General features: G+C 46.2%; 13 protein-coding genes. All 13 read left to right on the forward strand.

Annotated elements, in window-relative coordinates:
- The first annotated feature begins 44 nt into the window (after positions 1 to 44).
- The 13 genes from ACJA3J_RS09640 to spoIIGA all read left to right on the forward strand — a co-directional run bounded on the left by ACJA3J_RS09640 (position 45) and on the right by spoIIGA (position 16,189).
- On the forward strand, positions 45 to 1,967 hold the full coding sequence (locus ACJA3J_RS09640) for a stage V sporulation protein D (protein WP_089652808.1): 1,923 nt from the start codon (positions 45 to 47) through the stop codon (positions 1,965 to 1,967).
- 50 nt (positions 1,968 to 2,017) lie between these two features.
- Complete coding sequence (locus ACJA3J_RS09645; protein ID WP_406946147.1) at positions 2,018 to 3,490, forward strand: UDP-N-acetylmuramoyl-L-alanyl-D-glutamate--2,6-diaminopimelate ligase; 1,473 nt, start codon at positions 2,018 to 2,020, stop codon at positions 3,488 to 3,490.
- On the forward strand, positions 3,490 to 4,848 hold the full coding sequence (murF, locus tag ACJA3J_RS09650) for a UDP-N-acetylmuramoyl-tripeptide--D-alanyl-D-alanine ligase (protein WP_406946148.1): 1,359 nt from the start codon (positions 3,490 to 3,492) through the stop codon (positions 4,846 to 4,848). Before ACJA3J_RS09645 ends, murF begins: the two co-directional genes overlap by 1 nt.
- Positions 4,849 to 4,887: 39 nt before the next feature.
- A complete protein-coding gene (gene mraY, locus ACJA3J_RS09655) occupies positions 4,888 to 5,874 on the forward strand; it encodes a phospho-N-acetylmuramoyl-pentapeptide-transferase (protein ID WP_089652811.1) in 987 nt (328 codons plus the stop codon).
- Positions 5,871 to 7,214, forward strand: a complete 1,344-nt coding sequence (gene murD, locus ACJA3J_RS09660; protein WP_406946149.1) for a UDP-N-acetylmuramoyl-L-alanine--D-glutamate ligase — start codon at positions 5,871 to 5,873, stop codon at positions 7,212 to 7,214. The genes mraY and murD overlap by 4 nt, the downstream gene beginning before the upstream one ends.
- 64 nt (positions 7,215 to 7,278) lie before the next feature.
- Positions 7,279 to 8,373 (forward strand): stage V sporulation protein E, encoded by a 1,095-nt coding sequence (spoVE, locus tag ACJA3J_RS09665; protein WP_089652813.1) that lies wholly within the window; start codon positions 7,279 to 7,281, stop codon positions 8,371 to 8,373.
- A 672-nt stretch (positions 8,374 to 9,045) separates the two neighbouring features.
- Entirely contained in the window at positions 9,046 to 9,864 is an 819-nt protein-coding gene (locus ACJA3J_RS09670; RefSeq protein ID WP_089652815.1) for a cell division protein FtsQ/DivIB, read from the forward strand.
- A complete protein-coding gene (locus ACJA3J_RS09675; protein WP_115894823.1) occupies positions 9,851 to 10,555 on the forward strand; it encodes a DUF881 domain-containing protein in 705 nt (234 codons plus the stop codon). Before ACJA3J_RS09670 ends, ACJA3J_RS09675 begins: the two co-directional genes overlap by 14 nt.
- Before the next feature lie 5 nt (positions 10,556 to 10,560).
- Positions 10,561 to 11,265 carry a DUF881 domain-containing protein gene (locus tag ACJA3J_RS09680; protein ID WP_115894824.1) on the forward strand — a complete coding sequence of 235 codons (705 nt, stop codon included), beginning with the start codon at positions 10,561 to 10,563 and terminating at the stop codon, positions 11,263 to 11,265.
- A 1-nt stretch (position 11,266) separates the two neighbouring features.
- A complete protein-coding gene (locus tag ACJA3J_RS09685) occupies positions 11,267 to 11,623 on the forward strand; it encodes a small basic family protein (protein ID WP_089652818.1) in 357 nt (118 codons plus the stop codon).
- Positions 11,624 to 11,816: 193 nt separating this feature from the next.
- Complete coding sequence (gene ftsA, locus ACJA3J_RS09690) at positions 11,817 to 13,112, forward strand: cell division protein FtsA (RefSeq protein ID WP_089652819.1); 1,296 nt, start codon at positions 11,817 to 11,819, stop codon at positions 13,110 to 13,112.
- Between the two features lie 75 nt (positions 13,113 to 13,187).
- Positions 13,188 to 14,351 (forward strand): cell division protein FtsZ, encoded by a 1,164-nt coding sequence (gene ftsZ, locus ACJA3J_RS09695; protein ID WP_089652820.1) that lies wholly within the window; start codon positions 13,188 to 13,190, stop codon positions 14,349 to 14,351.
- 857 nt (positions 14,352 to 15,208) lie between these two features.
- On the forward strand, positions 15,209 to 16,189 hold the full coding sequence (gene spoIIGA / locus ACJA3J_RS09700) for a sigma-E processing peptidase SpoIIGA (protein ID WP_406946150.1): 981 nt from the start codon (positions 15,209 to 15,211) through the stop codon (positions 16,187 to 16,189).
- Positions 16,190 to 16,196 lie beyond the last annotated feature (7 nt).

A 16,196-nucleotide genomic window follows, 5' to 3' on the forward strand; every position in this document is an offset into this window, starting at 1 on the left:
GTGATACAAGCTGACTCTATTGACTTCAAAAAGGAGTTATTAAGATGAGACGAGTATCACAAGTGGTCGTAAAGAAACGATTAGTCGCTGTCTTTCTTGTTGGAATGGTTATTTTTTTTGTCATCGCAGGGAGGCTCGGGTATGTCCAGTTCTTCTTAAGTGACTTCCTCATTTCAAAGGCGGAGGAATCCTGGAGCAGGGATATTACTTTCGAACCGGAGCGGGGGAAGATTCTGGATTCAAATGGTGAAGTGCTCGTCGGTAATCAATCCGCTCCGACGGTCATGGTCGTACCGAGACAAATCAAAGATGCGGAACAGACGGCACAAAACCTTGCACAGATTTTGAACATGAGTGTAGAGAAAGCTTATTCTCACGTGACAAAAGTGACCTCTATCGAAAGAATCCACCCAGAAGGACGTAAGATCAGTGAGGAGCAGGCAGAGGCGATCCAGTCTTTACAGATGCCCGGCGTGTACATAGCCGAAGACTCGAAGCGATACTATCCTCACGGCTCTTTTCTTTCGCATGTGCTTGGATTCAGTGGCATAGATAATCAGGGTTTGCTCGGTTTAGAAGCGTATTATGACGAAGAATTGAAGGGCGAAAAAGGGGCATTGTCTTTTTTCTCCGATGCCAAAGGGAAAAGGATGCCGGATATGGCGGATATTTATAAACCCCCCGAAGATGGAAAAGACCTGCAATTGACGATTGACTACAAAGTTCAATCGATCATGGAACGCGAGCTTGATATCGCTCAGGCCAAATACAACCCGGATGGAGCGGTGGCGTTAGCGGTGGATCCTGATACAGGGAAAGTTGTAGGAATGGCGACTCGTCCTAATTTCGACCCGGCCAATTATCAGGAAGTGAAACCGGAAGTCTATAACCGGAATTTACCTGTCTGGAGTACGTACGAGCCTGGTTCCACTTTTAAAATTATCACCCTTGCCGCCGCTTTGGAAGAAGACCTTGTTGACCTTGATGATGAACACTTCCATGACCCCGGATCGATTAAAGTAGATGGAGCGACTCTTCGTTGTTGGAAACGAGGCGGGCATGGGGATCAAACTTACCTGGAAGTTGTCCAAAACTCCTGTAACCCTGGGTTTGTCACCCTTGGACAGCGACTTGGTACAGAGAAACTTTTTGAATATATTGATCGGTTCGGTTTTGGTGAAAAGACCGGTATCGACCTTGAAGGAGAAGGTAAAGGGATTCTGTTCAAGCCGGAGAATGTCGGACCTGTAGAACAAGCGACAACGGCGTTTGGTCAGGGGGTGTCGGTCACACCAATCCAGCAGGTTATGGCTGTCGCGGCAGCGGTGAACGGAGGGTATTATTATGAGCCGTATATCCAGGAAGCGTGGCTCGATCCAACCACTGGAGAAACGTTAGAAAAAAATGAACCAAAGTTGAAAGAGAGAATCATCTCTGAAGAAACATCGGCAGAAATCCGCCGTGCTCTCGAAAGTGTCGTCGCCAAAGGGACAGGGAGAGGCGCGTATGTGGAAGGGTATCGTGTCGGCGGGAAAACCGGAACTGCTCAAAAAGTCGGCCCGGACGGCACATACATGGAAAATAACCACATCGTATCCTTCATCGGTTTTGCTCCAGCGGATGACCCTGAACTTGTCGTTTATCTTGCCATCGACAACCCGAAGAATACCGTCCAGTTCGGTGGTGTGGTGGCTGCGCCAATCGTCGGGAACATCATGGGGGACAGTTTACGCGCCTTAGGAGTAGAACCTAGGAAAGACGGGTTGGAAAAAGAATACTCCTGGCCGGATGAGCCGTTAGTAGAAATTCCGGATGTTACAGGGATGGAGAAAAAAGAATTAAGTCAAATGCTTTTGAACCTGGAAGTGGAAGTCAGTGGAAGCGGATCTAAAGTGATTACACAGGCGCCTGAAGCCGGTGTCAAAGTGCCAAGTGGTTCAACCATTCGTGTGTATCTAGGGAATTAAACCTACGTTTGGTATAATAAAACTTGTGAGCAGGTAAGGGTGACACATATATGAAAATGAAGAAACTCTTGCGGTACATTCCTTTTTATAAGGTGACGAAATCAGTGGCAGATCTCCACATCAAAGGGCTTTCCATGGATTCAAGAACCACGGAGCCTGGAGATGTGTTTGTCTGCCTTCGCGGTGTGGATGTCGATGGCCACCGGTTTGCGAAGGGCGCAGTGGAAAGAGGGGCTGTGGCTGTCATTGCGGAAGAAGAGGTGGCTGTCCCTGTCCCTGTCGTCCTCGTGAATGATACATCACGAGCGCTTGCGATGGCGGCTGCTGCTTTTTACGACTGCCCATCAGAGTCCCTCCACGTGATCGGAGTGACCGGCACAAATGGCAAAACGACCATTACCTATTTACTGGAGGAAATCTTTCAGCAGCATAAAAAAAAGACCGGAATCATCGGAACGATCCAGGTCAATATTGCTGGAGAGAAGTTCCCGGTAAAAAACACAACACCAGACGCTCTTACCTTGCAGCGCTACTTTCATAAAATGCATGTAGCGAACGTCGATCATGCAATCATGGAGGTATCTTCCCACGCCCTCGATCAAGGAAGGGTGTACGGCTGTGATTTTGATATCGCCGTGTTTACCAATTTGACCCAGGATCATTTGGATTATCATGAAAATTTTGATGATTATCTTCGTGCAAAGTCCCTATTGTTCGCGCAATTAGGGAATGGGTATAATAAGGAACGTGAGAAATTCGCAGTCATCAATAACGACTCCCCGCTGGCAAAAAAATTCATTCGTTCGACCTCTCAAGGTCTGCTGACTTATGGCATTTACGAACAGGCGGATGTAAAAGCAGAGGAGTACACGATGACAGAAACGGGTACCGCCTTTATTATGACCACCCCCATCGGTACAGTTTCCATTCAGAGTCCATTGATGGGGCTGTTCAGTATTTATAATATGCTGGCTGCAGCGAGTGCCGCTATTTTATCAGGCGTCCCTCTAGAGACGATTCAGCGATCCTTTCAACAGACCAAAGGAGTAAAAGGGAGATTTGAACCTGTGAGAGAAGGTCAGGGCTTCGGTGTCGTTGTTGACTACGCCCATACTCCGGATTCGCTGAAGAACGTGTTGCAGACGCTCCGGGATCTATGCAAAGGGACGATCACCGTTGTCGTCGGCTGCGGAGGGGACCGTGATCGCAGTAAACGTCCTGAGATGGCGAAAGTCAGTGTCGACTATGCGGACCGGGTCATTTTCACCAATGATAACCCTCGTACGGAAGACCCTAAACAGATTTTCAGAGATATGACCGCCCATGTAAAAGGGCGCTATAAACGGATCGAGGATCGAAAAGAAGCCATCACCTATGCGCTTGAACACGCGAAAACAGGAGATATCGTCCTGATTGCGGGAAAAGGCCATGAAACGTACCAGGAAATCAAAGGCATCCGTCATCATTTCGATGATTGCGAGGTGGCCCGTACGATATTAAGAGAAATGAAGGAGCATCCATAATGATTTTAGAAGTCAATGAACTCACACAACTTTTTCCGAAAAAACAAGGAGCAGCATCGGATCAGATTCAGCTTGGATCTGTGATGACAGATAGCCGGAAAACAGCCAAACAAAGCTTGTTCGTCCCGATCGTGGGAGAGAATTTCGATGCGCACGATTTTCTAGGAGATGCGATTAAACAGGGAGCGGTCGCTACGCTGTGGCAGGAAGATCAGCCTTTACCGAAGCTGACACCTACAGACTTCCCTGTCTTTTTTGTGGAAGACACGACGAAGGCTCTCCAACAATTGGCGTCCTATTATTTGAAAAAGGTGGATCCTGTTGTTGTCGGCGTGACCGGATCAAATGGAAAAACGACAACGAAAGATCTGGCTGCATCCGTCCTTCAAGTCAAGTACAAAACACATAAGACCGCTGGTAATTTTAATAATCATATCGGCCTCCCTCTCACTGTCCTCGCCATGGATCCAGAAACAGAAGCGGTCGTTCTGGAAATGGGGATGGATCGTGCAGGGGAAATTTCTGTTTTATCAAAGCTTGCCGAACCAAGTTATGCCATCATAACGAATATCGGTGAATCCCATATCGAGAATCTCGGTTCTAGAGAAGGGATCGCCGGGGCGAAACTCGAAATTACAGAAGGCCTTTCTGAAAAAGGGGCCTTAATTCTCGATGGAGATGAGCCTCTACTGCAAGAACAAAACTCTAAAAACTGGACGGTTACTTGTGGTTTTGGTGACGAGCTTGACTATCAGGCCGAGATTCTTCAATTGACAGATGAGAGCAGTACGTTTAAAGTCGGTGAGCAGTCTTTTGAATTGCCTATGGCTGGGAAACACAATGTGAAAAATGCTACATACGTTATTGCTCTTGCAGAACGTTTAGGGTTATCTCCACAAGAGATCCAGCAAGGGTTTCAGCAATTGCAAATGTCTGCCATGCGTTTTGAAAAACATGAAGGGCATAAAGGTTCCTTAATCATTAATGATGCCTACAATGCTTCCCCGACTTCCATGAAAGCCATCATTGAAGTTGTCAGTCAATTGACATCCAAAAGCAGGAAAGTGTTAATATTAGGTGATATGTTCGAGTTAGGGGAACAATCAGAAAAGCTTCACAAAAGCGTAGCCGATGCCATTGATGAGAAGATTCATGCGGTTTATACGATCGGCGAATATTCCAAGGCCATATCGGATGCCGTAGACAAACAATACCCTTCCATTGAAACGCATCATTTTACAGAAAAACAAACGTTAAGTCATCACGTCCGCAAAAATCTGACAGCGGACACTGTCGTACTCATCAAAGCTTCCAGAGGAATGAAACTAGAAGAATTACTTGAAAATCTCGTGGATTGATCGATAGGCGATGATGATGGAAAAGGAGGAGAACTACACATGAACGAATACATACTACTAATCACTATGGCTATTTCATTCGCAATCACTGTTGTGATCTCGCCGATGATCATCCCTTTTTTGAGAAGGTTGAAGTTCGGTCAGGCTATTAGGGATGAGGGCCCTGAATCCCACCAGAAAAAATCCGGAACTCCCACGATGGGAGGGGTGATGATCATTGTAGCTGTGGTCATCACCACCATCCTTGCATCCTTTTGGTTCACCCCGGACACTGGGAACACACAATTGTTCCTCGTGTTATTTGTGTTAGTCGGGTATGGGCTGCTTGGGTTCCTGGATGATTATATTAAAGTGGCGATGAAAAGAAACTTGGGCCTTACGTCGAAACAAAAAATGCTCGGGCAGATCGTTATTGCGCTCGTTGTTTATTTCATTCTTAGAAATTCGGATTTCCCAACGTATATCAGTATTCCCGGCACAACCTTTGAAGTAGACCTTGGCTGGGGATATGCTTTGCTGATCCTGTTTATGCTCGTTGGTGCTTCGAATGCTGTGAACCTGACGGATGGCCTTGATGGACTGCTCGCAGGAACGGCAGCTATCGCTTTTGGCGCATTCGCTATTCTGGCGTGGACAGGTCAGATGAATGTTGAAATTACCATTTTCTCTCTAGCTATTGTCGGAGCGTTGCTTGGCTTCCTCGTGTTCAACGCTCACCCGGCGAAAGTCTTCATGGGAGATACAGGATCGCTTGCATTAGGTGGAGCGATCGCTATCATCGCCATCTTAACGAAACTTGAACTCATTCTTGTCATCATCGGCGGTGTGTTTGTCCTTGAGACCCTGTCTGTGATCATTCAGGTCATCTCTTTTAAAACAACAGGTAAACGTGTCTTTAAAATGAGTCCGCTTCATCACCATTATGAATTGAAGGGCTGGTCTGAGTGGCGTGTCGTAACGACATTCTGGGCTGTAGGACTTGTCTTCGCTGTGATTGGTATTTATATTGAGGTGATGTTCGGATGAAAAAATTAAAGAACTTTCCATACAAACAAGTTCTCGTACTAGGACTTGCGAAAAGTGGTACAGCAGCTGCTGAGTTATTCTTAGACAGCGGCATCCATGTACGAATTAATGATTTGAAGGCTGATCAAAATGAACCTGCCGTACGTCAGTTGATAGAAAAAGGTGCAGAGGTCATCACTGGAGGACACCCGCTGTCTGTATTGGATGACGTGGATTACCTTGTTAAGAATCCAGGTATCCCTTATGAAAACCCCGTCATCGCGGAAGCGGAGGAACGGAATATTCCGATCGTTACTGAAGTGGAATTGGCGAGCTTTCTCCATGAAGGTCCCCTAGTAGCTGTGACAGGCTCGAACGGGAAAACGACAACGACGACGTTGATCCATGAAATGATTCAAGCCGATAAGCAAAAGGTTTCGCTTGCAGGAAATATCGGTCATGTCTCTTGTGAGGTGGCGAGAAGCACGGATGCAGATGAAACGATGGTAACCGAACTTTCATCCTTCCAATTGCTTGGGACGGAAAAATTCCACCCTGAGATTGCGGTGTGGCTCAACCTTTATGAAGCACACCTTGATTATCATCATACGTTAGAAAATTATCATCAGGCGAAGGCGAAAATAACAGCAAATCAGACAGCTGATGATACGTTGGTCTACAATGCGGATGATGAAAGTATCGCCAGGTTTTTGCCTGATGTGAAAGCGAAACGCGTGCCTTTTTCCATTAGTAAAGAAGGGGAAGGCGCCTGGGCTGATGATACGTTCATTTACTTTGAAGACGAACGAATCATGAAAAAACAGGAGATCGTTTTAGTGGGGGAACAAAACCTGCAGAACATTCTGGCTGCCGTAGCAGCGGTAAAAGTCAATGGAATACGCAACAAGGCGATTGTTGATGTATTGACAACCTTTGCAGGAGTTGAACACCGCCTGCAATTCGTGACGAAAAAGAACGGACGTTTATTCTACAATGATTCAAAAGCGACGAATATTTTAGCGACCTCTTATGCGCTGAAATCATTTGAGAATCCAGTTATCCTGCTCGCGGGTGGACTTGACCGGGGGGCGAGCTTCGAATCACTGATTCCACACATGAAAGGCGTCAAAGCCATGGTCGTGTTTGGAGAAACGGCTGATCAATTAAGCGAAACGGGTCGGGAAGCTGGCATTGAGAAAGTCACTAAAGTAGAAACGATGCAGGAAGCCGTCGATCAGGCATACCAACACTCTGCCGAGGACGATGTCATCCTGCTCTCACCTGCTTGTGCGAGCTGGGACCAGTATCGTACTTTTGAAGAAAGAGGTCACATGTTTATCCAAGCTGTGCATAAGCTCTAATAAGGGCTTTGTGCGACAAGCTTAAGCCCTGTTTTCCACTTAGATGGGAGGTAGGGCTTTTTTTATGGAAGAAAAAAAGCCGGATTTATGGTTGATTGCCGCCATACTCGGAATTTTGATCATCGGGGTCGTGATGGTTTACAGTTCATCGAGCATCTGGTCCGAATATAAGTTTGATGATCCGTGGTTTTACGCAAAAAGGCAGATTCTTTTTGCAACCGCCGGTCTGATTGCCATGGTTGTGTTATCCAGAATCCCGTACTATGTATGGCATGGACATTCAAAGATGATTATGATCATTTGTCTGGTATTTCTCGTGCTCGTACTCATACCCGGAGTGGGTATGGTCCGCGGAGGTGCACGAAGCTGGATTGGGGTGGGGATGTTCAGCATCCAGCCATCAGAATTCATGAAACTTGGTTTGATCCTATTCCTTGCGCGCTTTTTATCTGAACGCCAAAAACTCATGAACTCTTTCCAGCAAGGCTTCCTGCCAGCTCTAGCATTGATTTTGTTCCCGTTCGCACTCATTATGCTTCAACCCGACCTGGGGACAGGCGTCGTCATGGTAGGGACATGCCTTGTCATGTTGTTTACAGCAGGCGCACGCATCAGCCACTTTATGTGGATTGCCGGAGCGGGGGCAGCGGGAATGGTCGGATTGATTGCTTCTGCCCCTTATCGTATAAAAAGGATTACCGCGTTCCTGCATCCATGGGAAGACCCTTTAGGGGCAGGGTTCCAGATCATCCAGTCTTTATACGCGATCGGTCCGGGAGGATTAATGGGATTAGGGTTAGGAAACAGCATGCAAAAGTTTTTCTACCTGCCTGAACCTCAGACGGACTTCATTTTTGCGGTACTTGCTGAAGAACTAGGATTCCTTGGTGGTCTTCTCGTCCTTGGTCTTTTCTTTGTACTTTTATGGCGAGGTATCCGAGCAAGTCTTCTCGCCCCGGACCTTTTCGGCTCATTACTTGCCCTTGGCATTGTAGGAATGATCAGCATTCAAGTCATGATCAATATCAGTGTAGTCACTGGGTTAATTCCTGTCACAGGAATTACCCTTCCGCTTGTCAGCTATGGAGGGTCATCCCTCACATTAACGCTCGCATCCCTGGGGTTACTCCTCAGTGTCAGTCGCTTCTCTACAAAATAAAAAGATCATGGACTCCCATGGTCTTTTTTATTTTGTAATATATTTGTTTAACAATATGGCGGGATTGTGAAAGACTTGTTTTCGAGACTTTTGTTTGATGAATTGGGGCTGCGGGGGATGACTCGCTTTCCGCGGGGCCCCAAACGAAGTGGGTCGTTCGATGTTGGCACAGGACGTGCCGAACTTAATCGAACTTCCTCTATTTCTTGAGCCTCTTCGGACTCCGTCCTGTGAGGTCTCACCTAGTACTCTTTTCCCGCAGGAGGCTTTCCGTCATCCCCGCAGAAAAGCGAGTAGCTTCCCAACCACCCCTGACGCTCAAAAAAAAGGCAAACGAACCACGAAACATCTCGAAATCGAGTCTTCCACAATCGGGAGCGAGTGTTGAAGGTGGAAATAAAGAAGAATTTCTTATTGGAAGTTTAGCTTAGATGGAGAATGGGTAAACGAATTTAGCGAAATCACTTGAGCCCCATCGAAATGCGGGTTTTCCTGTAATAAAATTGATAGGAAACTAGTAAAACTCTATCAATATTTCACTCTATTTTTGTGATATAATGGGAGACGTATAGATGTAGAGTAAGCTCGGCATCTTTTAGAGGAACATCATTCTTTCAAACAGCTAGGACAAACAGCGTAAAGGGTGTCTAGCAATAAGGAGAAATGCCCGTTATGGAAGAGAGAAAAGTGGTTTCCATAGAAGATCGCATACCAAAACTGAAACAGACGAGGCGGAAAAAAGCCAATCGTCGCCTGATTCTGTATTTGACTATTCTATTTTTGCTGATTGCGACGGTCATTTATCTTCAGTCGCCACTCAGTAATGTTCGTCATATAGTTGTGGAAGGTGAGTACCACGTATCTGAGGAAGAAATTATCGAGCTTGCCGGAGTCACAACATCCACGAATTATTGGAGAGTCGATGAAGAAGAGATGAAACAGCAGATCGAGTCGCATCAAGAAATCACCTTTGCTTCCATCGACCGTTCCTTCCCGAACAATGTCCAGATTGAAGTGAAGGAAGCGGAACGAATCGGTTACGTCAAACAGGATGGTGCCTTTCATGCCATTCTTGAAGATGGATCTCGCTTGGATGGACAAACGGCTCTCCCTGGAGGAGATGCTCCAATCCTTGTCGGGTTCAATAAGGAAACGTACCTGAAAGAAATCTCTCAAGAGTTGAAAGAACTGCCTTCAAGTGTAAGCAGTCTCATTTCGGAAATCCATTGGGACCCACGTGACGGGAATCCATATCAAATTCTTCTTTACATGAATGATGGGTATCAAGTGCAGGCCTCGATCCGCAGTTTTGCCGAAAAAATGCCGGCTTATCCTTCCATCGTTGCACAGCTTGATGAAGGAGCTGAAGGGATCATACATATCGATGTAGGGGCCTATTTCGAGGAATATCCTGAATCGGGGGAAGAAGAAGAGGCGCAAGGTGACTCAGGAGCAGGTGAGGAAGAGGAGAATACGGATGAAGAGGCTTAAAGGAAAACCGATCATCTTATCTCTTGTCCTTCTTATCTCCGGTTTTCTTGTTAGTTACAGCTATCAACTGACAAAGAGTTCACCACAGATGGTTCAACTGAACGATTCGCAATGGGAAAAAGAATACTTTTATCAACAACAGCTGCTGGAAATGGAAAAAAAGAACAAGCAGCTGCGTGAGGAGTTAAAAGACAAACGGCATACGATTCAAGACTTCGAGAATGAGATGGCGGATCGTGAACAGGTGGTAGCCGACTTCGTCGAACGTAAAAAGAAGCTTCAGATGCTGAATGGTGAGGTTCCGATTAAAGGCCAAGGAGTGGAAGTCGTTCTAAGCGATGCGGAATATATACCAGATGAAGATCAGGTGAATCAGTATATTGTTCATGAAAGTCATATTCACAGTGTGATCAACGAACTTCTCAGCGCTGGAGCAAAGGCCATTGCCATCAATGGACAAAGGTTTATGAGAGATAGTTATATTGCATGTACAGGACCGGTCATTACTGTGGACGGCGTTCAACACCCGGCTCCGTTCGTCATTTCTGCAATCGGGGACCCGGAGGTTCTTCATTCAAGCCTTAACCTGACCAGAGGTGTCGTCGATCAGCTCCTCAACGAAAATGTTGATGTGCAATTATCGAAAGTAAATCAATTGGAAATGAAGGCAAGGCTATCCGCCGAAGGGTGATCAACATGAAGCGAAGAACACAGTGGCTGCTATCCACCGTTTTTCTATTGATTGGATTTATGGTGGCTGTACAGTTTCAAACTACGTCCCATGAAACAGAGATGCGAGATACAAGAGATGTATGGGAAGTGCGAGAAGATCTGAAGACCCAGCAGGAACACCAACAGGACCTCTTAGAGAAAATTGCTGGGGCTGATCAGACCATTGAAAATTATGAAAAGCAGACGTCACGCGAACAAGTGGAGACATTGAAAGATTCCATTGAGTCCTTGGAGAAAAAGATAGGCCTTCAGAAAAAAAAGGGGGCAGGCGTGGAACTGACCATCCGTCCTATTTTTGAAGAGGGTGTTGCCGGGCAGGAATATCCCAGCGTTTCCCCTCACCTACTCAGTCGACTTTTAAATGAACTGAACACATATGGTGCTGAAAATATCAGCATAGGGAATGAACGATTGACAAATCTTTCCCCAGTGAGGGATGTAAATGGATCGACCTATGTGAATAATCGGCCGATCGGTTCGCTTCCGCTGACCATTAAGGTGCTGGCTGAAGATCCTGAAAAATTGCAGGATCGCATGAAAGCAAGCCCCACACAAGATATATTCAATATCGACAATATGGAGATTGTTTTTGAAGTGAAAGAACAATTGGTGCTTCCCAAGTACGATGATCCCCTCCATTTAGAAATTTTAGAAGAAGCTGGTGGTTAATTTGTGGTTACCCCTTTTATTTCTGATCATCGGTGTGACCCTCGGCATTTTGACGGATATCCGTATCCCGGATGCCTATTCCGATTATTTATCCATTGCTGTGCTTGCCGCTTTTGACACGCTTCTTGGTGGGATCAGGGCACAGTTAGAAAAAACGTTCGATGACACTGTTTTTCTGACCGGTTTCTTTTTTAACATTACACTCGCTGCATTACTTGCCTTCCTCGGTGTTCAATTAGGCGTGGATCTTTATCTTGCAGCAGTCTTTGCCTTCGGTGTACGGTTGTTCAGGAACCTTGCTATCGTCAGAAGAATTGTCATCGACCAAAAATTGCTAACAAAATTCAGAAAAAAATAAACGTATTTAAGAGGAAATTCACGAAACCCTGTGGAAAACAACATAGGAGCGAGTTTTTTCTTTCATATTCCAAGGATATACCCCATGGAATATATCATTTCATTTACGTTTGTATTTCAAAGATTGTATTTTAAGCGTGAATTCGATATGCTTTGAACTACTTATATGGCTTGCTACAGGAGGTGCGTCACTGGTGAATCAAAATGAAATTTTAGTAAGTTTAGATATAGGCACAAGTCGAATCAAAGTGATTATAGGAGAAATTATGAATGATAACCTCAATATTATTGGGGTGGGAACAGCTAAATCGAACGGCATGAAGAAAGGCGCGATCGTAGATATCGATCAAACGGTCCATTCGATCCGCTCGGCGGTCGAACAGGCCGAACGCATGGTGGATATGAAAATCGATCGTGTCGTTGTGGGTGTGAATGGAAATCATATTCAATTGCAGCCATGCCACGGTGTTGTCGCCGTTTCCAGTGAAAGTAGGGAAATTGGAAACGAAGACATTACTCGAGTAATCGATGCAGCTCAAGTGGTATCTGTACCGCCGGAAAGAGAGATTATCGATGTGATTCCTCGTCAGTTTATCGTAGATGGTCAGGATGAAATCACAGACCCACGAGGAATGATCGGCGTACGTCTTGAGATGGAAGGTATGATTATTACCTGTGCCAAAACCGTTTTACATAATACTTTGAAGTGTGTAGAACGAGCAGGTTTGGAAGTATTGGATGTTTGTTTGCAGCCGCTAGCTTCTGGAACTGTCTCGTTATCCGGTGATGAAACGAATCTAGGCGTAGCGCTTATCGATGTCGGAGGTGGCTCTACGACGATCTCGGTATTTGAAGAAGGACATTTGAAAGGAACGAGCATGATTCCTTTTGGTGGTGACAACTTAACGAAAGATTTGTCGATCGGCCTGAGGACTTCTACAGAAGAAGCAGAGCAGGTGAAAATGGAACACGGTCATGCATTTTTTGATGATGCGAATGAAGAGGAAAATTTTTCTGTCACGATTATTGGAAGTAATCGTCAACAGGCATTCAATCAATTGCAAATCTCTGATATGATTGAAGCTAGACTAGAAGAAATTTTTGTCTTTGCTGCCCAGGAGATCCAACGCATGGGTGTGCGCGAACTTCCGGGAGGCTTTGTACTGACCGGAGGTACGATGAACATGCCTGGTGTTCTTGAGTTAGCGCAGGATGTTTTCCACGCAAACGTAAGACTCGCGATTCCGGATTACATCGGAGTAAGAGAACCGCAGTTTACGAGTGGGGTAGGAATCTTGCAATTCGCCTATCGTAATGCGAAAATACAAGGCAAAGAGATCTTTCCATCTGTAACTGAAGAATTTCAGGAAAAGCCTCAACCTAAAAAGCAAAAACGTGCGACCAAGCAACAACCGAAAGAAGAAACAGAGAAACCAGAGAAGAAAAAAGAATCAGGTTTCAGTAATCTCTTGAAGTATTTCTTTGATTAATGAACAAGTTTGAGTCGGTCAAGGGACGGACGAACCAATAAATCTTGTAATCTCGTGTATTAGGAGGAACGTAAGATGTTAGATTTTGATACAAGCATGGACCAACTAGCAACGATTAAAGTAATCGGAGTAGGTGGCGGCGGAAGTAACGCCGTTAACCGTATGATTGAGCATGGTGTCCAAGGCGTTGAATTCATCGCCGTCAATACGGATGCACAAGCGCTTAACCTTTCAAAAGCAGAAGTAAAAATGCAAATCGGTGGAAAACTGACTCGTGGACTTGGTGCAGGTGCGAATCCGGAAGTCGGTCGTAAAGCCGCAGAAGAAAGTAAAGAACAAATCGAAGAAGCCCTTCAAGGTGCAGACATGGTCTTCGTTACTGCAGGAATGGGAGGCGGAACAGGTACAGGGGCCGCTCCCGTCATCGCCCAAGTGGCCAAAGAGCTGGGCGCTCTTACTGTAGGTGTTGTCACTCGACCATTCACATTTGAAGGACGTAAGCGTTCTACACAAGCGAGCGGTGGTACAGAAAGCCTTAAAGGCGCGGTTGATACACTGATTGTCATCCCAAATGACCGTTTGCTTGAGATCGTCGATAAGAATACGCCGATGCTTGAAGCGTTCCGTGAAGCGGATAACGTCCTTCGTCAAGGTGTACAAGGTATTTCCGATTTGATTGCCGTACCAGGATTGATCAACGTGGACTTTGCCGACGTGAAAACAATCATGGTCGACAAAGGATCCGCTCTTATGGGAATCGGTATTGCGACAGGAGAAAATCGTGCGGCTGAAGCAGCCAAGAAGGCGATCTCCTCTCCATTACTCGAAACTTCCATCGACGGTGCACACGGCGTCCTGATGAACATCAGCGGCGGTGCCAACTTGAGCCTATATGAAGTTCAGGAAGCTGCTGATATCGTAACTTCTGCAGCAGATCAGGAAGTAAACGTCATCTTCGGTTCTGTGATCAACGAAAACCTGAAAGATGAAATCGTTGTTACCGTTATTGCTACAGGTTTCGATGAAGCACAAATTGCTCAAGGTCAACAGAAAAAGCGTCCAACCGTGAACCCTGTGAACCAGCAAAAGCAAGTAGAACAACAACAGCCAGAGCGTAACGTACGAGAGGAACAACCACCTCGTCGTCAAGCTCCGCCACAACCACAGAACAAGCCGAATCAAGAAGAAGACACGCTTGATATCCCGACGTTCCTGCGTAACCGCAACCGTCGTCGATAAAATAACCACCCAAACCCGCCACACATTCCATTGTGGCGGGTTTTTCTTTCCTCTTTTTATCATTTCATCCTACATAATTATTCAAGAAAATGGCAGGATTGTAGAAGGCTTGATTTCGAGACTTTTGTTGAGTGGATTGGGGCTACGGGGAATGACTCGCTTTCCGCGGGAGCGCGTTGAGCCTCCTCGGACTCCGTCCTGCGGGGTCTCACCTAGCACTCTCTTCCTCCTCGATATCCGGTTCCGGCGCCAAGCGGCTAGTGAGACTTCCCTCGCTTCTGTACGATAAGTCAACATCGAATCACTCCGTTCTTCGTGTTTCCTTTATCTCCGCCAGCTCAGTCCAGTCCATACGCCGCTGACCAAGGCGCCTGCACACTTAAGGTAGGGGTCTCGCCATTCCCCTCCGCCTCTTTACCATGGGAGTGTCTCGAAACCACTTCTCGGAAACGCTGCTGGTATGCTCAAGTGAAGTGGATCATATAAACCTCTCCCCAGTGGTCATCTCGAGCGTGAAAGCCTAATATAGAGCACTTTATACCTGCTTTAGAGTTAGGGGGAGGAGACGTCCCATCTTGGTTTAGGGGTTCGTTTCTCACATGCATTGAATGGGGTTGTTGGGAAGCTGCGAGACTCCCGTGGGAGAAGGAGATAGGCGAGATCCCGCAAGGCGATAGCCTGAGGAAGCTCGGCGCTCCCCCACAGGAAAGCGAGTGGCTTCCCAACAACCCCTGACTCCCATTCCGGCAAACGAACCCCGGTTCTCTCGAAATCGAGTCTTCCACAATCGGGAGCGTTTGTTGAATAAGGAGTTCTTTCCATCCTTCTACAAAACTTGCTAGCGAGTAGTTCAGATTGTGACAGACTTTTTATCCGGACGGGCTTATACTTTCAGTACAGCAGATAAAGAGGAGGGGGGAGAGAGGATCATTTATCTTGATGCTGTCTGGTTGCTCAACCTTTTGATGGATGGCATGATCTTATCGCTTACGCAGGGGATTACGAGAGCGAAATCATCGAAAACGAGAATGATCGCCGGGGCGTTTGTCGCCTCTACGATTGTCCCAATTACTATTTATATGCCGGATTCCTGGCTGGTTGGAAGCTTCGGGAAGGTCTTTTTTTCGATGTTCATCATCTGGGTGGCCTTTTCCTACACCTCTCTCCGCGCATTTTTTGTCCAGTGGATCAGTTTTTATTTTATTACCTTCGCCATCGGTGGAAGCATGATGGGGGTTCATTATTTTCTTGCGACAGAGATCAGCTTACAAGGGGGTTCAATCGTAACATTCAGTGGTGGTTATGGAGACCCGGTCAGTTGGTTGTTTGTAGTCATTGGTTTTCCTTGTTCCTTTGTTTTTACAAAATGGCGCTTGAATCAAGTCAGCGTCCATAAGATGAAGCTTGAGGATATTTATGATGTGACGGTGGAGTGGAATGGCAGGTCCGCCCATTGCAAAGGTTTAGTGGACAGCGGAAACCAGCTCGTGGATCCGGTCAGTCGGAAAATGGTATTTCTCGCCGATTCTTTTTTATGGGAACAATTTTTCTCAAAGGAACAGCTCCAGCAGCTGGAAGTGGATCATGTCGTAACCGCTTTAGCGGACTTACCGGATGATATTCAATCCTCTGTTCGGCTTGTCCCCTATCAGGCGGCAGGGGTTACAGGACAGTTGCTTGTGACGTTACTGGTGGATAAGATTACGGTTAAAACAGAGTCAGGAAACTTGGAAATGAAAGCACCTCTATTAGGAGTGCAGCAACAGGATTTGACACACGATCGATTATATCAAATGCTCATCCATCCGCACTTAATGGTCAAAGGCAAATCAGCGTGATTTCAGG

The sequence above is a fragment of the Halobacillus sp. SY10 genome (assembly GCF_045401165.1).
Taxonomy (GTDB): Bacteria; Bacillota; Bacilli; order Bacillales; family Halobacillaceae; genus Halobacillus; species Halobacillus aidingensis.